A 21,088-nucleotide genomic window follows, 5' to 3' on the forward strand; every position below is an offset into this window, starting at 1 on the left:
ACATATCCATTCCAATTATGAATTGGCTGCTACACTTATTCAGTGTCATACACGGGCAGGAGAAGGGAATGAAAATATTACTGTGGGTTATTTTAATTATATTTTTGATAGGGCTGTTAGTGGTTACCGGCGTATTCAAAATGATTTTCTGATTTATTTGCCCGGCACTGCGCCGGGCGACGTTATTCCTTTCAGGCTTTCAGCGATGCCCCCTTCGTGGCAATCACCTCTTTATACCAGTAAAAACTCTTTTTGCGGCTGCGGGCCAGAGTGCCTTTACCGCTGTCATCGCGGTCCACATAAATAAAGCCGTAGCGCTTGGACAGTTCCGCTTTGGAGGCGCTGACCAGGTCGATGGGCCCCCAGCTGGTGTATCCCATTACCTCAACGCCGTCGTCAATCGCCTCGCGCACCTGCACCAGGTGGTCGTTAAGGTAGCTGATGCGGTAATCATCCTGCACCACGCCGTCGGCGTCCGGTTTGTCCTTCGCGCCGAGGCCGTTCTCGACGATAAACAGCGGCTTCTGATAACGATCCCAGAGCACGTTCAGCAGCGTACGCAGGCCAACCGGATCGATCTGCCAGCCCCACTCTGAGCTTGCCAGATGCGGGTTTGGCACCATGCTCAGGATGTTGCCCCGCGCCTGCTGGTTCAACTCGTCATCGGTCGTCACGCAGCCGGTCATGTAATAGCTGAACGAGATAAAATCGACGGTGGATTTCAGCGCCTCGCGGTCGGCGTCGGTGATATCAATCTCAATTTCGCTGTCGCGGAAGAAGCGCAGCATATACCCCGGGTACGCCCCGCGGCACTGCACGTCGCCAAAGAACTGCCAGGCGCGGTTCTCCTGTAGCGCCTCCAGCACGTCTTCTGGCCTGCAGGTCAGCGGGTACATCAGGCCGCCCAGCAGCATGTTGCCAATTTTTGCATCCGGGATAATCTCGTGGCAGGCTTTCACCGCCAGCGCGCTGGCCACCAGCTGATGGTGGATCGCCTGATACACTTCCCCTTTGCTGCTGGTTTCCGGCAGGCCCACGCCAGTCATCGGCGCATGCAGGGACATGTTGATTTCGTTGAAGGTCAGCCACAGCTTCACCTTCTCCCTGTAGCGCGCAAAGACGGTGCGGGCGTAGCGCTCAAAGAAGCCGATAGTCTGACGACTGCCCCAGCCGCCGTACTGTTTCACCAGCCCCCACGGCATTTCGTAATGCGACAGCGTGACCAGCGGCGTGATGTCGTGCGCGGCCAGTTCGTCAAACAACCTGTCGTAAAACGCCAGACCCGCTTCGTTTGGCGTCTGCTCGTCGCCGTTCGGGAAGATACGCGTCCAGGCAATGGAGACGCGCAGGCAGCTAAAGCCCATTTCGGCAAAGAGTTTGATGTCTTCCGGGTAGCGGTGATAGAAATCTATCGCCACATCTTTAATCCCGCAGTCGCCCGCCATGCGCTCCACCACCGGGCCAAAGACCCCCTGCGGCTGGACGTCTGAGGTGGAAAGCCCTTTGCCATCCTCCAGATATGCGCCTTCTACCTGGTTCGCGGCAACCGCGCCGCCCCATAAAAAATCATCCGGGAAAGTTTTCATCACGTTCTCCTGTTATTGATGGCTTACGCTGAGCAGCGGTGCACCGGCGTTGACGGACGTTGCCGCCACGGTCGCCACCGCGCGATACTCGTCGCTGTTACTGATAATGATCGGCGTCGCCAGGTCGTATCCGGCATCGATAATCGCCTGACGATCAAACTCCAGCAGCAGGTCGCCCGGCTGCACCCTGTCGCCCACCTTCACATGGGCGGTAAACGGTTTACCATCGAGCTTCACGGTGTCGATCCCCACGTGGATTAACACTTCAATGCCGCTGTCGCTGAGCAGGCCGATGGCGTGTTTGGTCTGGAAAAGAGAGGCAACAACGCCCGCAAACGGGGCAACCACCCTGTTGTCGGAGGGAATGATGGCGGCACCGCTGCCCAGCAGGCCGCTGGCAAAGGTGGTATCAGGCACCTGATCGAGCGCCAGCACGGTACCGGTCATCGGTGCCAGCACATCGTTTTCACCCGCTGGCGCAACCGCCTCGGGCGCTGAGCGTGCTGGCATGCCCGCCACCAGCGTCAGGACGCAGCCCAGCACCAGCGCCACGACGGTGCCGATAATGCCGCCCCACAGGGTGGCGTCTACGCCGCCCGGCGGGATCATCTGGGCGATGGTAAAAATATTGGCAAAGCCGAACGAATAGACATGAGTGTCGCTAAAGCCGACTATCGCGCCGCCGACGGCACCCGCGACGCAGCCAAAGATAAACGGACGGCGCAGCGGCAGGTTAACCCCGTACACGGCCGGTTCGGTGATGCCAAAAATCCCCGCCGTCACGGACGAACCGGCCAGCATTTTCTGGCGCGCGTCGCGGGTGCGCAGGAAAATCCCCAGCGCCGCGCCCACCTGGCCAAACACCGCCGGGAGCAGCATCGGCAGCATGGAGTCATGGCCCAGCACCGCCAGGTTGTTAATCATCAGCGGCACCAGCCCCCAGTGCAGGCCGAAGATCACGCAGACCTGCCACAGCGCCCCCATCGCCGCGCCCGCCAGCCACGGTGCCAGGACATAAACCCACTGGTAGCCGTTGGCCAGCATCTGGCTGAGCCAGGTCGCCAGCGGGCCAATGACCAGGAAGGTCAGCGGCACGGTCACGCCTAAGCAAATCAGCGGCGCGAAGAAGTTCTTCATCGAGGACGGCAGCAGCCTGGTGCTCTGTTTTTCCAGCCAGCAGCTTACCCACGCGGCGAGAATGATCGGGATCACCGACGAGCTGTAGTTAAACCATGTGATCGGTATACCAAGAAACGCATCGGTAAACGCCCCCGGCTGCTGGCTGGCATTAAACGCAGCGATCATCATCGGGTGCGTGAGGGCCCCGCCGATCACCATCGTAATAAACGGGTTGCCGCCAAATTTTTTCCCCGCGGTATAGCCCAGCACCAGCGGGAAGAAGAAGAACAGCGCGTCGCTCGCGGCGAACCAGATTTTATAGGTGCCGCTTTCAGGAGTGAGCCAGTCGCAGACCACCGCCAGCGCCAGCAGCCCTTTCAGAATACCGGAGGCCGCCAGAATGCCGATAAACGGAGTGAAAATTCCGGAGACGATGTCGATCAGGCGGCCCAGCAGGTTGCCCTTCTCGCCCTTCTCCTCCACGGCCGGCGCGTCGTCGGTGAGCCCGGCCTCGCTACGTACCGCCTGCCAGACGTCGTGTACGTGGTTACCAATCACCACCTGGAACTGGCCGCCGCTTTCGACCACCATAATCACGCCCGGGTTTTTCTTCAGCCCTTCGGCGTCCGCTTTCTGTTTATCTTTCAGTTTAAAGCGAAGCCGGGTCGCACAGTGGACAAGGCTGACAATGTTCTCTTTTCCGCCAACGTGGCCGAGAATATCCTTTGCTAACGCCTGGTATTCCATCTCGATTTCCTTACATCCGATGCCCGCAGGCACCTGTTGACTGAGTATAAAAATAAAAAAACCCGAGAACGTCCTCCTTGCGGAGGCCGCGCCCAGGTTTTGCCTGCGTTATGCAGTAACAATCCAGATTTGAGGCTTAACGCCCCTCTTTTCTCACCCGTTCAATATGAATGGCGAGGAACATAATTTCTTCGGTCGTCAGCTCGCGCTGATAGCTTTTGTTCAGGTGCTGCGCGATTTTCTCGGCGCATTTCCACGCTTTCGCGTAGTTGTCCTTTACCGCGGTATGCAGCGAGACGTCGTCATCGTCCACCACGGTGCGGGTCAGCATCCGCTGGGCAAAAAACTTCAGATGCGTGACAAAACGCTGATAGCTGAGCGACTCTTCGTCGTACTCCAGCTGTAGCTGATACTTCACCAGCTGCAGGATCTCCTGCATCACTCTTGTCACGTGCATCACTTCCGGCATTTCGCTGTTCAACTGCGCGGTGACCAGATGCAGCGCGATAAACCCTGCTTCGTCCTCAGCCAGCTCGACGTTCAGGCGTTTGGCGATAATGGCCCTCGCCTCCTGCCCCAGCTCAAACTCCTTCGGATAGAGGCGCTTGATGTCCCACAGCAGCACGTTTTTAATCGCCAGCCCTTTCTTCTGGCGCTCAATCGCGAAGTAGCAGTGGTCGGTCAGGGTGATGTACAAACTTTCCTGCAATTTCCCCAGCCGTTGCGCCGCCAGCCCAATGATGCGGTCGCAGGTGGTCATCACCTCCAGCGGGATCTGGCTCAGCAGTTCACCGAGACGCTGCACCAGCTCATCGCTCTGTAACGCAAACACCTTTTCAATCAGCGCGGTATCCAGCGCTTCACCCACGCGCCTCTGAAAGGCCAGCCCGCGGCCCATCACCACCTGTTCGCGCCCGCGCTCATCCTGGACAACCACCACGTTATTATTGAGTATCTTGGCGATTTTCATCGGAACCCCAGAAACAAAAAAACCTGACCTCCGGCAGAAGCCAGAAAATCAGGTTTTGCCTGCCGAAGCAGTAACAATCCAGTTCTGGCACTCTATCAGTTTCATTCGTAGCCTCAATGCGTCACGGGTAAAAAACGTGACGCAGATCGACATTGCTAGAACGTCACGACGGTTTTCAGCTCCGTCACCCAGGCATCCTGCGTCCGGGATACGCCGCCCGGATGGTGCCAGTACTGAATGCCCGGCTGCAGCTCCAGCCACGACACCGGACGGAAGCGATAGTAAAACTCACCGTTCAGGGAGTGGCCCGGCACCGGATGGTACGCCGGATCGTTATAGTCCGACACGCCGCTCAGGCTGTTCATATAGCGCTGGTTGCGGGCGTACTGGCTGCTCATATCAATCCAGGTCAGCCCGAAGCCAATCCAGTCTTCCGGGCGAGCGTCAAACAGCCCGCGATAGCGCAGCGAGGCGGCGTAGACCTGATGCATGTAATTGCTGCGCTGATCCGCAAGGCTCATGCTGACCGAGGTGCTCAACCCGCGATTCGGATCGTCCTTGTGCTGCGTGATCTGCTGGTTAAGCCCGGCGTACATAAACCAGGTACGGTTATGCTTCTCGTAACCGTCCGGATCGGTGGCGCCCGCTCCGCCCGATGCACCGCTATAGAGATCGGTTTGCGGCGCGTTGGTAAACACCACGCCGAGGTTATAGGCGCCCGGCAGGCCGTTAATCAGCGGACGCGCTTCGATTTCGACCGGGAGCAAGATTCCTTTGCTGCCCTTCGTCGACCAGCTCCACGCGTGGCTGCGGCTGGAGGCGTCCGGGTTTTGCTCCATCACGCCGCCTTTTAAGGTGACGGTTGGCGTGAGCTTATACTCCAGCGTGGTGCCCCAGGTGTGAACGTTCCAGTTGTTCCAGGTCAGCGAGTTGGCCGATTTCCCACCGCACTGGGAGAGCATCTGGAAGTCGCACGGGATGATTTGATCGAAGGTCTGCACCTTGTTCATCATGCCGATACGCCAGGTGAGGCGTCGGTCGTCAAAGCTGCGGGCAAACGTCAGCCAGCCCAGACGGGTTATGGATTGCCCGCCCCAGCTTTCCTGGGTCAAATCGTTGAAGTTCACGCGCGGATCCTGCACGCGTTTAGTGGTGAGGTCGTCATTGTGGTTGCGGTTGACGATATTCCCCTCAATACGCGCATCCGGGATGCCCGTCCAGCGCGCCAGATCCTGGTGGAAGGTCAGCGCGAACTGGTCAATATAGGCCACGTGGGAGTCGTGGTTATATCCGCCGCCGCCGTTCCAGCCAATTTCATTGAGGTATCCGAGGTTATAGGTAAAACCGTTATCGTTAAGGATTTTGCGTATGCCGAGCATTTCGCCCAGAACAGGCTCCGGCGGGGCTTCAAACCCTAATACCGTTTCATTCCACTCCTGCGCCACTGTTAAAGGCGATATCATCAATAAAGCGAGGGCACAAAGATTATATTTATTTGTCATAATAGCAACCTGTAGCTGAGTATTAATGCGTAACCGTTCGCAGGAAATTTGTTATTTCCCGTCGTATTTTGATTATTCGTTCCAGCAAAAAGCGTTAGGCCAAATGGCCCTCCTTCGTGAATGACAGGCAAAAAAAAACCTAAGCGCTCCACAGCGGTTAATGCTGTGAAACGCTTAGGTTTTGCCTGTTAACCAGTAACAATCCTGCGTTGAAAACAGTGGCACCTTAACACCGTCGCGCCACCTTGAAAACCTGCATCGTTTTATATTTTAAAAAAGTGTGAGCAAATTAACGCTTATTATTTTGACTGGATGACACGCGCAATATCGGCAGAAATTTGTAAGGTGCGGATCTCCTGAAATAAATCCAACGCTTCGCTGTACTCTTTGCGTAAATAACTGAGCCACTGTTTGATGCGCGCGACGTGATACAAACCGGTGTCGCCCTGCTTTTCCAGACGGCTGTATTTTTGCAGCAACGTGACCACGTCTGCCCACGGCATGCGCGGCTCGTTATATTTCACCACCCGGCTGAGGTTCGGCACGTTCAGCGCGCCGCGGCCTATCATCACCGCGTCGCAGCCCGTCTCTTTCATGCACGCCTGCGCGCTCTCGTAGTCCCAGATTTCACCGTTGGCGATAACCGGAATGCTGAGGCGTTTGCGGATCTCGCCAATCGCCTGCCAGTTAATGCGGTCGGCTTTATAGCCATCTTCTTTAGTACGTCCGTGCACCACCAGCTCGGTGGCACCGGCCTGCTGTACCGCATCGGCAATTTCAAACTGCCGCGCGTCGCTGTCCCACCCCAGGCGCACCTTAACCGTCACCGGCAAATGCGAGGGCACGGCCTCACGCATGGCTTTCGCGCCGCGGTAAATCAGCTCAGGATCTTTCAGCAACGTCGCCCCGCCGCCGCTACCGTTCACCAGCTTCGACGGGCAGCCGCAGTTGAGATCCACCCCGTAAGAGCCAAGCGCTACCGCGCGGGCGGCATTTTCCGCCAGCCATTCAGGATACTGGCCGAGCAGCTGAATACGCACCAGCGTGCCGGAAGGGGTCCGGCTCTGGCGATGCAATTCAGGGCAGAGACGATAGAATGACTTTTCTGGCAGCAACATATCGACCACGCGTAAAAACTCCGTCACGCAGAGATCGTAGTCGTTCACCTCGGTAAGCAGCTCGCGCACGAGAGAGTCGAGCACGCCTTCCATTGGGGCCAGTAAAACACGCATAACAGTACCTGTGAAAAAAGACGCGCTATAGTATCTGCTCTGTTTGTGTGTGGAAAGCCCGACGTTCCAATTCGGAATGTCTGATATGCTCAAAATTCATGATGTGATCCGTAGCACATTTTCGGGTTTAATTGTATGATGAATGCGTTTCATCAAGGACTTTCACCATGAGCAAATCATTGAACATTATCTGGCAATATCTGCGCGCATTCGTCCTGATTTACGCCTGCCTGTATGCCGGCATTTTCATCGCGTCGCTGCTGCCTATCACCATTCCCGGCAGCATTATCGGTATGCTGATCCTCTTCGTTTTACTGGCGCTGCAAATTCTGCCTGCAAAGTGGGTCAATCCCGGCTGCTTCGTCCTCATTCGCTATATGGCGCTGCTGTTCGTGCCTATCGGCGTGGGCGTCATGCAGTATTTTGATTTGCTCAAGGCCCAGTTCGGCCCGATTGTGGTCTCCTGCGCGGTGAGTACGCTGGTGGTTTTCCTGGTGGTGAGCTGGAGTTCTCATCTGGTACATGGAGAACGTAACGTGGTCGGGGAGAAAACAAAAAAATGATGGCTAATATCTGGTGGTCACTGCCGTTAACCCTGCTGGTATTCTTCGCCGCGCGCAAGCTTGCCGCACGATTTAAAATGCCCTTGCTGAACCCCCTGCTGGTGGCGATGGTGGTGATTATTCCCTTCCTGCTGCTCACCGGCATTCCTTATGAGCGTTACTTTGCGGGCAGCAAAATTTTAAACGACCTCCTGCAGCCCGCCGTTGTCGCGCTTGCCTTTCCTTTATATGAGCAGCTGCACCAGATCCGCGCACGCTGGAAGTCCATCATTACTATCTGTTTTGTGGGAAGCCTGGTGGCGATGATCACCGGCACGTCGGTGGCGCTGTTGATGGGGGCCTCCCCGCAAATTGCCGCCTCTATCCTGCCTAAATCAGTGACCACGCCTATCGCAATGGCGGTAGGCGGCAGCCTCGGCGGTATTCCGGCCATCAGCGCGATGTGCGTGATTTTCGTCGGTATTCTCGGCGCGGTGTTTGGCCACACCCTGCTGAACGGGATGCGTATTCACACCAAAGCGGCGCGCGGGCTGTCGATGGGCACCGCCTCGCACGCGCTGGGTACCGCTCGCTGCGCGGAGCTGGACTATCAGGAAGGGGCGTTTAGCTCGCTTGCGCTGGTGATCTGCGGGATTATCACCTCCCTGCTCGCCCCGTTCATTTTCCCGCTGATTCTGGCGGCGATGGGCTAAAATTTGCGATGCGTCGCGCAAATTTCAGTTTGATTTCATAAGTTGCATACATAATGAGATTTGGATCACATATAAAGGCCTTGCGGCTCCGTAAACTACCGATCCATTAACCTTTATGAGGCAAACGCCATGCACCCACGTTTTCAAGCTGCCTTCGCTCAGCTTGCAGAGAATTTGCAGTCAGCCCTCGCTCCCGTTCTGGCAGATGCACATTTCCCCGCCCTGCTGACGGCGGAGCAGGTCACGGTGCTTAAACAGGCAACCGGGCTGGATGAAGACGCGCTGGCTTTCGCACTGCTGCCCCTGGCTGCCGCCTGCGCCCGGGCCGATCTTTCCCACTTCAACGTCGGCGCCATCGCGCGCGGCGTCAGCGGAACCTGGTACTTCGGCGGGAACATGGAGTTCCTCGGCGCAACCATGCAGCAGACCGTTCACGCCGAGCAGAGCGCCATCAGCCACGCCTGGCTGCGCGGTGAGAAAGCCCTGAGCGCCATCACCGTAAACTACACCCCATGCGGCCACTGCCGCCAGTTTATGAACGAGCTGAACAGCGGGCTGCAGCTGCGCATTAACCTGCCGGGCCGCGCGCCGCACACGCTGGGGGACTACCTGCCTGACGCCTTCGGTCCGAAAGATCTTGAGATTAAAACGCTGCTGATGGACGAGCAGGATCACGGTTTCGCCCTGTCCGGCGATGACCTGAACCAGGCGGCCATACGCGCGGCGAACAAGAGCCACACCCCCTACAGCAACTCCCCGAGCGGCGTGGCACTGCAGTGCCGCGATGGCCGTATCTTCACCGGCAGCTATGCGGAAAACGCCGCGTTTAACCCAACGCTGCCGCCGCTGCAGGGCGCACTCAACCTGCTGAGCCTGAACGGCTACGATTATCCGGACATTCAGCGTGCCATTCTGGCCGAAAAAGCCGATGCGCCGCTGATTCAGTGGGATGCTACCGCCGCAACGCTCAAGGCGTTAGGCTGCACGACGATCGACCGCGTCCTGCTGGCGTAAACCTTCCGGCGGACAGAAATGTCCGCCACGTTGCTGAAAAACCCCTCAGTTGAGTCGCTGTTTCTTGCGCTAACCAGGCGGGTAAAGTAGCCTGAGTTAAATTTCATCCACGAACGAGCCATCTTCATGTTAAAGCGCGTTTTTTACAGCCTGTTTGTCCTGGTCGGCATACTGCTGTTTATCGTGCTGGGTCTCGACCGCTGGATGAGCTGGAAAACGGCCCCCTACATCTTTGATGACTTGCAGGACTTGCCCTATCGTCAGGTGGGCGTGGTGCTCGGCACCGCCAAGTATTACCGCACAGGGGTGATCAACCAGTATTACCGCTACCGCATTCAGGGCGCGCTGAACGCCTACAACAGCGGCAAGGTGAACTACCTGCTGCTGAGCGGTGATAACGCGCTGCAAAGCTATAACGAGCCGGTGACGATGCGGAAGGATTTGATTGCCGCAGGCGTCGATCCGGCCGATATCGTGCTCGACTACGCCGGGTTCCGCACCCTGGACTCCATCGTGCGCACGCGCAAAGTCTTCGATACCAACGACTTTATCATCATCACCCAACGCTTCCACTGCGAGCGCGCGCTGTTTATCGCCCTGCATATGGGCATTCAGGCGCAGTGCTATGCGGTGCCGTCGCCAAAAGATATGCTGAGCGTGCGCGTCCGCGAGTTTGGTGCCCGCTTTGGCGCCCTGGCCGATCTCTATATCTTCAAACGCGAACCGCGCTTTTTAGGCCCTCTGGTGCCGATTCCGGCAATGCATGAAGTGCCGGAAGACGCGCAGGGTTACCCGGCGGTGACGCCGGAGCAGCTGCTGGATATGCAGAAAAAAGAGAAAAAATAGGCCTGCCTTTATACTTTCTTTACGCCGGTACTGACGCTTTTTATCCGCCCTTTACGCCAGCTCTTTTAACCTGAGTTCACTGCCGCTACGGCTTCATTGAAGAATGACTATGAACTCGATAATGAATGCGTTTTTCCTCAAAAGTCTTCGCCCGTATTTTAACTTCCCCGGATTATCACTCCCCGGCGCACTTAATTCTGGTCTCTGGCTGGATGAAAAAATTGACGCCCTGCAGCACAATGTTACCGTGGAAGTGGCCGACTATCTGGAACGCTACCCGCAGACGAAACACGTTGACGTTTACCTGAACGATATCAACGGCACGATGCGCGGCAAGCGCCTCACGGTGGAGAGCATGCTGAGTCTGGAAAAAGGCTGTTATTTTCCGCTTTCCGTCTACTCCATGGATCAGAAGGGAAAAATCGCCGCCCCGCTTTATGATGAACCCGACCGGCTGTGCGTCCCGGTCGCCGGTTCTCTGCGTCCCTGTCCGCAGGATCCGGAGCATACCGCGCAGATCCTGCTGACGATGAAGGATAGCGACGGTAACCCCTGCCCGCTTGAGCCACGCGCGATACTGCAGAACGTCGTGGCCCGCTTCCACCAGCACGGCCTTTTCCCGGTCATTGCCCCGGAAATAGAGTTTTACCTGACGGGACAGGGCGATCGCGATCCGCAAAATCAGGGCTGTTTTCACATGGACACCTCGTCGGCGCACGCGGCGCTTTTTGACGAGCTGGAACAGCTGGCGCACCTTCAGCGCATCCCGCTGTCAGGGGTGGTAGCGGAAGCCGAGTCCGGACAGTACGAATTAAACCTGAAGCACAGCCAGCGCGTCGTAGAGGTCTGTGATAACGTGCTGGCCCTGCGCCGCCTGACCCGCTATGTCGCTGAAAAGCACGGTCTTCAGGCTAACTTTATGGCTAAGCCCTTCAGCCAGCTCTCCGGCAGCGGTTTGCACATCCATTTCAGCCTGAACAACAGCCGTGGCGAGAACGTTTTTGCCTCGCCGGTGAACGCGCTGAGCAGCATGATGCGCTTGTGCATCGCGGGCCAGCTGGCGCTGATGCCCGCCTCCGTCGCCATTCTAGCGCCGGGGGTCAACGCGTTTCGTCGCCTGCGAAAAAACCTGACGGAACCCGTCTTTAACTCGTGGGGCTATAACACCCGCTCCGCTGCCCTGCGCATTCCCTGCTCGGAAGAGAGTAACCGTCGTATCGAGTACCGACTGGCCGGAGCCGATGCGAATCCGTATCTGGTGGCGGCCACAATCCTGACCGGCATGCTGTACGGGCTGGAACATATCGACGAGGGGGAACTCCCGGAACCGCAGCAGGACCAACCAGAACTCCCGCTGTTCCAGCAGGAGGCGATTGAGGCCTTCGCCCGCTGTCAGTATCTCACCGACAGCCTAGGCGACGCCTTCTCCGAACAGTGGGTTGCCTGCAAGCTTTCTGAACTCGAGTGGTTTGAGCGCATTGTGACGCAAGAAGAGTCCCATCTGGCATAGGCCATAAAAAAGCCCGCTCGGTGAGCGGGCCGGGTATGGCGAGTGACGATTACTTCTTACGGGCGTACTTCAATGAATCCAGCGCCACCGCGAAGATGATGATGGCTCCCTTGATGATGTACTGCCAGTACGGGTTCACGCCGATGTAGGTCAAACCGTAGTTGATGACGGTAAAGATGATCACACCGGTGACCACGCCGAGCACGGTACCCACCCCGCCGCTGAAGGAGACGCCGCCGACCACGCAGGCCGCAATCGCATCCAGCTCGTACATGAAGCCAAGGTTGTTCGTTGCGGAGCCGATACGGCCTGCTTCCAGCATCCCGCCGAAGGCGTAGAACACACCGGACAGCGCGTAAATCATCAGCAGGTTCAAGGCAACGTTTACCCCGGACACTTTCGCCGCTTCCGGGTTACCACCGATAGCGAAGATGTTTTTACCGAAGCGCGTTTTGTTCCACAGGATCCAGACGAACGCCACCGCAATCAGCGCATAGAAGGTAATGTACGACAGGCGGAAGCTGCCCAGCGCGATAAACCCCTGCGTGAAGGTGGAGAAGCCGCTGTCAAAGCCCGAAATCGGCGACGCGCCCACAAAGTCGTAGTACAGGGAGTTGATACCATAAACGATGATCATCGTACCCAGCGTAGTGATAAATGGCGTCACGTTCAGGTAAGCGATGATAATACCGTTGATCAGGCCAATCACCGCCCCGATGGCGCAGACAATCAGGATCACCACGAAAATCGGCATGGTCGCCATCTCCGGGAACACCTTGTTGGCGTTTTCCATCGACTGCAGCAGGGTTGCCGCAATAACCGCCGCCAGGCCGACCTGACGACCGGCAGAAAGGTCCGTCCCCTGGGTGACGATAAGGCCCGCCACGCCCAGCGCAATGATGATACGCACGGAGGACTGGGTCAGAATATTACTCAGGTTCAGCAGGCTTAAGAACGTAGGGTCCTGGAAAATAATAATGGCCAGCAGGACTAAAAGAACAACGTAAATACCGCCTTCTTTCAGGTAAGTGAGAAAACTTTTTTTATTTAACGCACTCATGAGGAGCCCCTGATCTTAAAGGTGCAAAGACGCAAGACGCAAAATTTCATTTTGCGTTGTCGTTTTGGTGTCAACAATACCGGCAACGAGACCATTGCTCATAACCAGAATACGGTCCGTGATCCCTAACAGTTCCGGCATTTCGGAAGAAATAATAATGATCCCTTTATTCTTTTTCGCCAGCTCGGCAATCAGCTGATAAATTTCAAACTTCGCGCCGACGTCAATACCCCGGGTCGGTTCATCCAGCATCAAAATTTCTGGCTGGGTTAATAACCAACGGCCAATAATAACTTTTTGCTGGTTACCACCGGAAAGCGAACCGATTTGGGTACGGTGGCCAGGCGTTTTCACGCGCATGGAGTCAATTACCCACTGGGTATCGCTCTTCATGCGGGAGTTATCCAGCAGCCCGACTTTATTTTTGTAATTGCGAATATTAGAGATTAACGAGTTAAAGTTAATATCCAGATAAGCATAAATACCGGTCGAGCGACGTTCTTCCGTCACCAGCGCAAAACCGTTATTAATGGCTTCGTTGGCATTATGGTTGTTAATTTTCTTCCCGTGCAGCGTGATGGTGCCGTCGGCCTTCTCGCGGATGCCAAACAGGGTTTCCACGATGTCGGTACGCTTTGCCCCTACCAGGCCAGCAATGCCAAGAATTTCGCCTTTGTGAAGGTCGAAAGAAACATCGCGGATGGACGGCTGGCGCAGCGAGGTCAGATTGCGTACTTCCAGAATTACTTCACCCGGCTTGTTCTCTTTGTCCGGGAAGCGCTGGTTCAGGGAACGGCCGACCATCATGGCGATGATCTTGTCCATGTCCAGCCCTTCAAGCGGCTGCGTGGCAATCCACTGGCCGTCGCGCAGGATGGTAATTTCATCGCACAGCTGGAAGATCTCTTCCATTTTGTGCGAGATGTACACAATGCCGCAGCCGCGTTCTTTCAGCTTACGAATAATGGTAAAAAGGTGATTAACCTCTTTTTCCGTTAATGACGAGGTGGGTTCATCCATGATGACGATTTTCGCATCATAGGAGAACGCTTTGGCAATTTCGATCATCTGCATCTGGGAAACGGATAATGTCCCCACGCGGGCGCGCGGATCGATATCAATATCCAGCTCATCGAAAATCGCTTTGGTGTCGCGATACATTTTGTCCTGATCGACAAACACACCTTTGGTTGGGTAACGTCCCAACCACATGTTATCCATTACCGAGCGTTGCAGTACCAGGTTTAATTCCTGGTGAACCATCGAGATACCGTTTTCCAGCGCTTCTTTCGCTGAATGGAAATCGATTTCTTTCCCCTGAAAAAGAATGCTGCCAGAATCTTTTTGATAGATCCCAAAAAGACATTTTAATAACGTTGATTTACCCGCACCGTTCTCCCCCATTAATGCATGAATAGAGTGAGGACGGACTTTTAAATTAACATTATCGAGTGCCTTAACACCGGGGAAGGACTTGTTGACGCCTGTCATTTCCAACAAGTATTCACCGGACGACTGAGTAGTTGTGCTGACCATAATTATACCTTGTTGGCCTCGCATATCGCGTTATAAAAGGGCGCAACGAATTGCGCCCAGTGAAGACAAAACGAAGATCTTATTTACCGATAAACTCAGCCAGGTTGGACTGGTCTACGCCCACGTAAGGCACGCGAACGATTTTGTTGTCAATTTTCCAGTTGGTGCCATCCGCCGCGCCTTTACCGTCGGCGAGGTTTTTCGCCAGATCGAAGGTCGCTTTCGCCTGGTTATTGGCATCGTTCAGAACGGTACCGGCCATCGCGCCAGATTTAACCAGCGCCAGCGCTTCCGGCAGGGCATCCACGCCAAATACCGGGATGGACGATTTATTGTGGGCTTTCAGCGCTTCAACCGCACCCATTGCCATCGCATCGTTGTTGGCAATGACCACTTCGATTTTGTTCGCGTTCGGGCCAGACAGCCACGCGTCCATCTTATCTTTCGCCTGAGCGGTGTCCCACATCGCGGTATCTAACGCCAGCTGCTGGGTTTTCAGGCCCTTGTCGTTCAGCTCTTTGATAACATAGGTGGTACGCGCTTCAGCATCCGGGTGGCCAGGTTCGCCTTTCAGCAGCACGAACTGGATCTGACCGTCTTTGTTCAGGTCCCAGTTCGGGTTCGCCGCCCAGTGCTTCGCGATCAGATCGCCCTGAATAATGCCGGACTCTTTAGAGTCAGTACCGACGTAATAGGCTTTGTCATAGCTGTCCAGCGCTTTACGGGAAGGTTCTTTGTTGAAGAAGACGATTGGCACGTTCTGGCCGCGCGCTTTCTCAATAACCGTGCCTGCTGCAGCCGGGTCAACCAGGTTGATCGCCAGGGCCTTAACGCCTTTAGCCAGCAGAACGTCGATCTGATCGTTCTGTTTGGACTGGTCGTTCTGGGAGTCATTCATCAGCAGCTGTACGTCTGGCGCTGCTTTCGCATCTTTCTCAATTGCTTTACGCACAACAGACATGAAGTTGTCGTCGTATTTATAGATGGTCACACCAATACGGGTATCCGCAGCGTGCGCTGCTGCACCAAAAAGCATGCTTGCCATTACAGCAGACAGGGTCAACACCTTCTTATTCATGGTATCTCCGGTTTTTTTATGCAGGGTAGTTCTTGTGAATAACGATCGGCAGGCAGGTGTTAATAAAACGTTACTGACAGCCGACGTTCACTTATAAAATTTCTATCTTCCGTGGTCGGTAACGCTCCAGAAATGCGTTTTATTCGTTGTTTGCGGCACATAGGCTATGGTGAAAGCGAATAATCACCGTTACATAGCGTTTCAGCCCCTAAAACGCTGACATCATAGTCAGCGCCTTGTTAAGATACTGTGAATTTACTCACAGATTGAAAACGGTTACATCACCTGGTGTAATCAGTTAGTGATCGGAACCACAATTTGCCGGGCGGCGACGGAATGACGACGCACCAGCGTCGGCATGAAGCAGTGAGTTGCCCCCGGATCCAGCAGCCCTGCCGCTCCCTGTAGCGCCAGCTCGGTCGCCAGTTTTGCCATAGAAGCAATGGGATAGCGTACCGTTGTCAGCTGCGGGTCGGTGTAACGGGCAATCGGAATATCATCGAAACCAATCAATGACAAATGCTGTGGCACCGCAATGCCGTTGTCCTTCAGCGCAGTCAGCGCGCCTGCCGCCATGCTGTCGTTATAGGCAAACACCGCAGAAAGCTGCAGATTGCGGCCCAGCAGTTCCACCATTGCCGCCTCACCGCCCTGCATATCCGGCGTGCCGGTGCCAATCCAGCTTTCTGATGGCGTAATACCGTGCTCTTTCAGGGCGTTTTGCCACCCCTCACGCCGCAGCTCGTCATCTTCAATGTGATGGCTGGAGGCCAGATAGCCGATCCGCTGATGGCCGTTATTGATGAGCATTTTTGTGGCCATCATGGCGCCGCTGACGTTATCCAGCCCGACACAGCGGTGGGCATAGCCCGGGACGATGCGGTTGATTAACACCATGCCCGGGATCTGCTCCATAAACCCGGCCAGCTCTTCATCGCTTAAGGCTTTTGAGTGAACAATCAGGGCGTTGCAGCGCTGGCGGATCAGCACTTCAATGGCATAGCGCTCCTTTTCCGCCTCGTGATAGCTGTTGCCAATCAGCACGTATTTCTGATGCTGCTGGGCGACCACATCGACCGCTTTCACCAGCGCACCGAAAAAGGCGTCCGAGACATCCATTACCACCACACCGATGGTATCGCTGACCTGTGTTGCCAGCGCCTGCGCGTTGGCATTTGGCCGGTACCCGAGCTGGGTCACGGCTTTCATTACGGTTTCACGGGTTTCAGGGCTGACCAGCGCGCTGTTGTTCAGCACGCGGGAGACGGTAGCCACAGAAACGCCCGCCAGACGGGCGACGTCACGAATGGTGATCATATTCACCATCCTTCAAAGAATTGCAGCAACTCACAGACACCCCCTGTGTTTAGCAAGGTGGCTATTTTGGCAGCGAGAGAAAGGGGACTACGTGAAGAAGGTCACACTCATGAAAACGCTTACATCCGTTTTGTTAATGATTGTGATCCAGATCGTTATCTGGATGTATTACTCAATGATACCCCTGAAGCATGTGCGGTTAACTGACGCCACACCCACTCCAGCGGTCCCTGGCGGAAATAACGCAGCCAGATGACAGAAAACGCCAGATTTAGTATCCAGACCGGAATAACAAACGCCAGCAGTCCGAGGCGGTCGAATTTCATAAACAGGCCAAAGCGATAGAAAAGCGTGGTGCAGACCAGCGTCTGCAGGAGGTAATTACTTAACGCCATCCGCCCAACGCAGGCTACGGCGCTGACGATCCACAGGCGAGAAAGCTGCGGCCAGAAACCATAGATCAGCGCCGCATAGCCGATGGTCTGGAACGGCGCGCTCAATTCACGCGGCGCCTGCAGCAGGAACGCGCACCAGCGGTAATCCCAGTGAAGGTGCCACTGCGCCATTACCGCCGGAAGGTTAATCAGCACGCCCAGCAGGACCAGCCCCGCGCCGGTGCGGCGGTAGTGCCGCAGGCTGAATTCCCCTTTCAGCCAGCCGGTGCGCATCAGTGACGCGCCCATCAGCATCATGCCCGCCAGCTGCCAGCCGTATTGCGCCCCCAGGGCAAGCAGATTGTCGCCCAGCATATCCGCACGGTTGCTTATCGCTTCCGTACCGCCCTTCAGCTTCCAGTACTGCTCGTACTGGAGGTTAGCGGCGTCCGGGATCCAGGAACGGTTTGTCGCGTCACCGGAGATCAGCCCCAGCAAAAGCAGGACGCCGAGTCCCATGAGATAGAGCATCACGCCGGTGTTAAACAGGCTTTTCACGCTGTGCGCGTCGCGAATCAGCCGCCAGCAGATCAGCCCGACTAACCCATAAGCGAGAAGAATATCACCATCCCAGAAGAACAGGCCGTGGATAAAGCCGAGAATTGCCAGCAGCGTTAAGCGCGACTGGATCCAGCGCGTGCCACGTTTGAGCAGAAGCTGCAGGCCCGCGCCAAACAGCAGCGCAAACAGCGTGAGGAATTTAACCTGAGCAAACAGGTCGAGGATCGCCCACGTCCAGGCATCGCTTCGGGTGATGTCGCCGTACCAGGCGGGATTGAGGTAAGCGGCCTTCGGCAGACCGAAGGCGCTGATATTCAGCAGCAGGATACCCAGAATGGCGACGCCGCGAACAAAATCGAGCGTGACGTTTCGCTCCATGGTCCCTGCCCTGTCTGATTAGTTGTGGTGACGCACGGCGCGCAGGAACTCCTGGCGGGTGTTCTGGCTCGATTTAAACAGGCCGCCCAGCGAGGTGGTGGTGGTCGCACTGGTCGCATCACGCACGCCGCGCGCTTTCACGCAGTAGTGCACCGCATCAATTGAGACCGCCACGTTATTGGTACCCAGCAGCGTTTGCAGCGCGATCAGGATCTGCTGCGTCAGACGCTCCTGCACCTGAGGGCGCTGCGCGAAGAACTGCACAATACGGTTGATCTTCGACAGGCCAATCACCGTGTCTTTCGGGATATACGCCACGGTCGCTTTACCGTCGATGGTCACGAAATGGTGCTCGCAGGTGCTGGTCAGCGTAATATCACGGACCGTCACCATCTCATCCACCTTCATCTTGTTTTCGATGACGGTAATTTTCGGGAAGTTGGCGTAATCCAGTCCGGAGAAAATTTCGTCAACGTACATTTTAGCGATACGCTTGGGCGTCTCCATCAGGCTGTCATCGCTCAGATCGAGATTCAGCAGTTGCATGATCTCGGTCATATGCCCGGAAATCAATCTTTTACGGGTTTCATTGTCCATATCCTGAACGGGCGGACGCAGTGGCGTTTCAAGACCGCGCGCGAGCAGGGCTTCGTGGACCAGGGCAGCTTCTTTACTGAGTGATGACATTTTGTTCTCCTGCAGGTGTGGCGTCTTTCGCCCTCGTTGTGGCAAAAGTATGCGCTCATTGTGCGTGAGGCGACGCACATAATCCAGTATTCACGACGATAATTATTGCAATTGCTGTTGCCTTTCAGCGTGGCGATTCCAGACCAGGGCACCCGCGACAAACAGCGCAACGCCAGCCAGCCCCAGCGCAGGCTCCAGCCGGTGGGTTAGCCAGGTTGATAACGCCGAGGTTACCGGCCCCACCAATTGCCCGATGGCATACCCGGTGGTGAGCAGCCCCGCCATATAGCGCGTGTGGTTCGGTGCCAGTTCGCGGCCGTATAAAAGAGAGAGCTGCACCGCGCAGAGGAACCCGCCGCCCACCAGCAGCCCGCCCGTCAGCAAACCGCCAATGCCCGGCAGCAGCCAGGCTGCCAGCACGCCCGCCCCCTGTAACCACAGCACTATCGCCAGCCTGCGGTTAGCCGTTGAGGTGTGGCGCAAAAGAATGCTGAGCGCAATCCCCACCACGGCCGCGGCACCAAAAATCGGCCAGACAAACTGGGCAAACAGGCTGCCGGGAAAACGCACCGCCGCCATTTGCGAAAGGAAGGTCGCCGGAAGGATATAGCCAAATCCCGCCAGGCTGTAGCTCCAGACCAGGCGCTTGAGATCCGTCGTCAGTACCAGCGGCTCTGGCGCGCTGCCGGGTCGATGAAGCTGTCCGGAACGCGGCAGATAGCGCGCCACCAGCGCGACCAATACCAGCGCCAGCACGCCGTAGATTTGCCACGCCGCACCGGCCGAAAGGGATTTCGCCTGAATATAGACCGCGAGCAGGCCGCTCAGGGCGATGCCCGCGCCAGGACCGGCAAACACGGCGGCGCTGAGCCCCGGTTTACCCAACTGCCCCAGCCGCTCGTTGCTCCAGGCGGCAATCAGCACCATTGACCAGCCGCTCATGCAGCCAATCACAAAGCGCAGCAGGCCGTGCACAACGGCGTTATCCGCGGCAGCGGAGAGCAGGGTCAACGCAACCGCACCGGTGATGCCAAGCCAGAGTCGCGTTTCAACAAAGCGGTGCGCCCGCATGGCATCCCATGCGCCCACCAGATAGCCCAGATAATTCATCGCCGCCACCAGACCTGCGCTGGTGAGCGTGAGTTGCCCGGCGGCAATCATCAGCGGCACCTGAGGCGTAAAGGCGAAGCGCCCTATCCCCATCGCCACCACCAGAACGACAAACCCACTAAGCGCAATACGCAGCGCCATGACTGCTCCAATTGTTAAAGAAAAGTAAATTTATGATGCAGCATCTCGCCGCTCCGCGAAAGTGAAAGTTGCTCACAGGTAAATGAAAACGCTGTATTATGGCTCTAATGAATAGCTATTCTCATTAAGGAGCCCTGCATGGAACTGCTCGAAGAGCACCGTTGTTTTGAAGGTCGACAGCAGCGCTGGCGGCACGACTCCACCACGCTGAACTGCGCCATGACGTTCAGCATTTTCCTGCCCCCGACGGAAAATCCGCCGGTTCTGTTCTGGCTTTCAGGCCTGACGTGTAATGACGAAAACTTCACTACCAAAGCGGGCGCGCAGCGTATTGCGGCCGAGCTGGGCATTGCGCTGGTGATGCCCGACACCAGCCCGCGCGGCGATGATGTGGCGGACGATGCCGGGTACGACCTGGGCAAAGGTGCCGGATTTTATCTCAACGCCACCGAGCAGCCGTGGGCGAGCCATTACCGCATGTATGACTACATTCGCGACGAGCTGCCTGCGCTGATTAAGGCCGAATTTACGGTGCGCGACCGCTGCGCCATCAGCGGGCACTCCATGGGCGGGCACGGGGCGTTAATCATGGCGCTGAAAAACCCGGGGAAATACACCAGCGTCTCTGCGTTCGCGCCGATTGTGAACCCAACGCAGGTGCCGTGGGGACAAAAAGCTTTCACAAACTATCTGGGTAAAGATGAAGAGAAATGGCAGGAATGGGACAGCTGCGCGCTGATGCTGGCAAGCCGGACGGAAGATGCGATTCCGATGCTTATCGACCAGGGTGATGCGGATCAGTTCCTCGCCGGACAGTTACAGCCTGCGGTTCTGGCTGAAGCGGCTCGCCAGAAGGATTGGCCGCTGACGCTGCGCATTCAGCCCGGGTATGACCACAGCTATTACTTTATGGCGTCCTTTATCGAGGATCATCTTCGCTTCCATGCGGAGCATCTGTTCAGGTAAGTTCAGCCTTTTTGCCCGGTAGCCTCCTGCATACCGGGCCTTTCCCCTCCCCCTCATTTACATAGTTCTATCCGCTTGAATCCAGGCTGGTTTCCTCTC

The 21,088-nt window shown here is 56.3% G+C and carries 18 protein-coding genes and 1 pseudogene; 7 read left to right on the plus strand and 12 right to left on the minus strand.

Annotated features, from left to right (window positions below; genetic code table 11):
• Window positions 1-68 precede the first annotated feature (68 nt).
• On the plus strand, window positions 69-152 hold the full coding sequence (gene yohP / locus AC2FAJ_RS07005; protein ID WP_015572324.1) for a small membrane protein YohP: 84 nt from the start codon (window positions 69-71) through the stop codon (window positions 150-152).
• 39 nt (window positions 153-191) lie between these two features.
• Here yohP and AC2FAJ_RS07010 read toward each other — a convergent pair whose 3' ends face one another.
• The 5 genes and pseudogenes from AC2FAJ_RS07010 to dusC form a co-directional block, all read right to left on the minus strand.
• Complete coding sequence (locus AC2FAJ_RS07010) at window positions 192-1,586, minus strand: glycoside hydrolase family 1 protein (protein ID WP_248112489.1); 1,395 nt, start codon at window positions 1,584-1,586, stop codon at window positions 192-194.
• 12 nt (window positions 1,587-1,598) lie between these two features.
• Window positions 1,599-3,564, minus strand: a pseudogene (bglF, locus tag AC2FAJ_RS07015) (PTS beta-glucoside transporter subunit IIABC).
• A 24-nt stretch (window positions 3,565-3,588) separates the two neighbouring features.
• Window positions 3,589-4,422: a BglG family transcription antiterminator LicT gene (gene licT / locus AC2FAJ_RS07020; RefSeq protein WP_041909031.1), complete on the minus strand. Its 834-nt coding sequence runs from the start codon at window positions 4,420-4,422 to the stop codon at window positions 3,589-3,591.
• 155 nt (window positions 4,423-4,577) lie between these two features.
• Window positions 4,578-5,885, minus strand: coding sequence for a carbohydrate porin (locus AC2FAJ_RS07025; RefSeq protein WP_485453993.1), 1,308 nt, complete (start codon window positions 5,883-5,885; stop codon window positions 4,578-4,580).
• 338 nt (window positions 5,886-6,223) lie between these two features.
• Window positions 6,224-7,156: a tRNA dihydrouridine(16) synthase DusC gene (dusC, locus tag AC2FAJ_RS07030; RefSeq protein ID WP_222566986.1), complete on the minus strand. Its 933-nt coding sequence runs from the start codon at window positions 7,154-7,156 to the stop codon at window positions 6,224-6,226.
• A gap of 167 nt (window positions 7,157-7,323) precedes the next feature.
• Between dusC and AC2FAJ_RS07035 the strand changes: the two genes are divergently transcribed.
• The 5 genes from AC2FAJ_RS07035 (at window position 7,324) to AC2FAJ_RS07055 (ending at window position 11,781) form a co-directional block, all read left to right on the plus strand.
• Window positions 7,324-7,719, plus strand: a complete 396-nt coding sequence (locus tag AC2FAJ_RS07035; protein WP_045629863.1) for a CidA/LrgA family protein — start codon at window positions 7,324-7,326, stop codon at window positions 7,717-7,719.
• A complete protein-coding gene (locus tag AC2FAJ_RS07040) occupies window positions 7,716-8,411 on the plus strand; it encodes a CidB/LrgB family autolysis modulator (protein WP_188245683.1) in 696 nt (231 codons plus the stop codon). The genes AC2FAJ_RS07035 and AC2FAJ_RS07040 overlap by 4 nt, the downstream gene beginning before the upstream one ends.
• Window positions 8,412-8,540: 129 nt before the next feature.
• Window positions 8,541-9,425, plus strand: a complete 885-nt coding sequence (cdd, locus tag AC2FAJ_RS07045) for a cytidine deaminase (RefSeq protein ID WP_280027931.1) — start codon at window positions 8,541-8,543, stop codon at window positions 9,423-9,425.
• Window positions 9,426-9,551: 126 nt separating this feature from the next.
• Complete coding sequence (sanA, locus tag AC2FAJ_RS07050; RefSeq protein WP_045629865.1) at window positions 9,552-10,271, plus strand: outer membrane permeability protein SanA; 720 nt, start codon at window positions 9,552-9,554, stop codon at window positions 10,269-10,271.
• A gap of 121 nt (window positions 10,272-10,392) precedes the next feature.
• Window positions 10,393-11,781, plus strand: a complete 1,389-nt coding sequence (locus tag AC2FAJ_RS07055; RefSeq protein WP_041909019.1) for a glutamine synthetase family protein — start codon at window positions 10,393-10,395, stop codon at window positions 11,779-11,781.
• Between the two features lie 49 nt (window positions 11,782-11,830).
• Here the strand turns inward: AC2FAJ_RS07055 and mglC are convergent, their stop codons facing one another.
• The 7 genes from mglC to AC2FAJ_RS07090 form a co-directional block, all read right to left on the minus strand.
• A complete protein-coding gene (gene mglC, locus AC2FAJ_RS07060; RefSeq protein ID WP_013097952.1) occupies window positions 11,831-12,841 on the minus strand; it encodes a galactose/methyl galactoside ABC transporter permease MglC in 1,011 nt (336 codons plus the stop codon).
• Between the two features lie 15 nt (window positions 12,842-12,856).
• Window positions 12,857-14,377, minus strand: coding sequence for a galactose/methyl galactoside ABC transporter ATP-binding protein MglA (mglA, locus tag AC2FAJ_RS07065; RefSeq protein ID WP_028013859.1), 1,521 nt, complete (start codon window positions 14,375-14,377; stop codon window positions 12,857-12,859).
• Between the two features lie 79 nt (window positions 14,378-14,456).
• Window positions 14,457-15,455, minus strand: a complete 999-nt coding sequence (mglB, locus tag AC2FAJ_RS07070; protein WP_008500923.1) for a galactose/glucose ABC transporter substrate-binding protein MglB — start codon at window positions 15,453-15,455, stop codon at window positions 14,457-14,459.
• A 294-nt stretch (window positions 15,456-15,749) separates the two neighbouring features.
• Entirely contained in the window at window positions 15,750-16,772 is a 1,023-nt protein-coding gene (galS, locus tag AC2FAJ_RS07075; protein ID WP_041909015.1) for an HTH-type transcriptional regulator GalS, read from the minus strand.
• A gap of 155 nt (window positions 16,773-16,927) precedes the next feature.
• Window positions 16,928-18,085 carry a DUF418 domain-containing protein YeiB gene (yeiB, locus tag AC2FAJ_RS07080; protein ID WP_163332488.1) on the minus strand — a complete coding sequence of 386 codons (1,158 nt, stop codon included), beginning with the start codon at window positions 18,083-18,085 and terminating at the stop codon, window positions 16,928-16,930.
• Between the two features lie 18 nt (window positions 18,086-18,103).
• Window positions 18,104-18,772 (minus strand): GTP cyclohydrolase I FolE, encoded by a 669-nt coding sequence (folE, locus tag AC2FAJ_RS07085; protein WP_047363083.1) that lies wholly within the window; start codon window positions 18,770-18,772, stop codon window positions 18,104-18,106.
• A 102-nt stretch (window positions 18,773-18,874) separates the two neighbouring features.
• Window positions 18,875-20,023 (minus strand): YbfB/YjiJ family MFS transporter, encoded by a 1,149-nt coding sequence (locus AC2FAJ_RS07090; RefSeq protein ID WP_041909011.1) that lies wholly within the window; start codon window positions 20,021-20,023, stop codon window positions 18,875-18,877.
• Window positions 20,024-20,161: 138 nt separating this feature from the next.
• Here AC2FAJ_RS07090 and fghA point away from each other — a divergent pair, with 138 nt between their 5' ends.
• Entirely contained in the window at window positions 20,162-20,989 is an 828-nt protein-coding gene (gene fghA, locus AC2FAJ_RS07095) for an S-formylglutathione hydrolase (protein ID WP_045629868.1), read from the plus strand.
• Window positions 20,990-21,088: the final 99 nt, after the last annotated feature.

This window comes from Enterobacter cloacae complex sp. 385G4, assembly GCF_057320665.1.

Bases quoted from the DNA above. Each gene is read 5' to 3' on its own strand.
- AC2FAJ_RS07055 (WP_041909019.1), top strand. From the start codon at position 10,393: ATGAATGCGTTTTTCCTCAAAAGTCTTCGCCCGTATTTTAACTTCCCC.
- fghA (WP_045629868.1), top strand. From the start codon at position 20,162: ATGGAACTGCTCGAAGAGCACCGTTGTTTTGAAGGTCGACAGCAGCGC.
- AC2FAJ_RS07025 (WP_485453993.1), bottom strand. From the start codon at position 5,885: ATGATATCGCCTTTAACAGTGGCGCAGGAGTGGAATGAAACGGTATTA.
- mglC (WP_013097952.1), bottom strand. From the start codon at position 12,841: ATGAGTGCGTTAAATAAAAAAAGTTTTCTCACTTACCTGAAAGAAGGC.
- yohP (WP_015572324.1), top strand. From the start codon at position 69: ATGAAAATATTACTGTGGGTTATTTTAATTATATTTTTGATAGGGCTG.
- mglA (WP_028013859.1), bottom strand. From the start codon at position 14,377: ATGGTCAGCACAACTACTCAGTCGTCCGGTGAATACTTGTTGGAAATG.
- AC2FAJ_RS07035 (WP_045629863.1), top strand. From the start codon at position 7,324: ATGAGCAAATCATTGAACATTATCTGGCAATATCTGCGCGCATTCGTC.
- yeiB (WP_163332488.1), bottom strand. From the start codon at position 18,085: ATGGAGCGAAACGTCACGCTCGATTTTGTTCGCGGCGTCGCCATTCTG.
- licT (WP_041909031.1), bottom strand. From the start codon at position 4,422: ATGAAAATCGCCAAGATACTCAATAATAACGTGGTGGTTGTCCAGGAT.
- folE (WP_047363083.1), bottom strand. From the start codon at position 18,772: ATGTCATCACTCAGTAAAGAAGCTGCCCTGGTCCACGAAGCCCTGCTC.
- AC2FAJ_RS07090 (WP_041909011.1), bottom strand. From the start codon at position 20,023: ATGGCGCTGCGTATTGCGCTTAGTGGGTTTGTCGTTCTGGTGGTGGCG.
- sanA (WP_045629865.1), top strand. From the start codon at position 9,552: ATGTTAAAGCGCGTTTTTTACAGCCTGTTTGTCCTGGTCGGCATACTG.
- AC2FAJ_RS07040 (WP_188245683.1), top strand. From the start codon at position 7,716: ATGATGGCTAATATCTGGTGGTCACTGCCGTTAACCCTGCTGGTATTC.
- cdd (WP_280027931.1), top strand. From the start codon at position 8,541: ATGCACCCACGTTTTCAAGCTGCCTTCGCTCAGCTTGCAGAGAATTTG.
- galS (WP_041909015.1), bottom strand. From the start codon at position 16,772: ATGATCACCATTCGTGACGTCGCCCGTCTGGCGGGCGTTTCTGTGGCT.
- mglB (WP_008500923.1), bottom strand. From the start codon at position 15,455: ATGAATAAGAAGGTGTTGACCCTGTCTGCTGTAATGGCAAGCATGCTT.
- AC2FAJ_RS07010 (WP_248112489.1), bottom strand. From the start codon at position 1,586: ATGAAAACTTTCCCGGATGATTTTTTATGGGGCGGCGCGGTTGCCGCG.
- dusC (WP_222566986.1), bottom strand. From the start codon at position 7,156: ATGCGTGTTTTACTGGCCCCAATGGAAGGCGTGCTCGACTCTCTCGTG.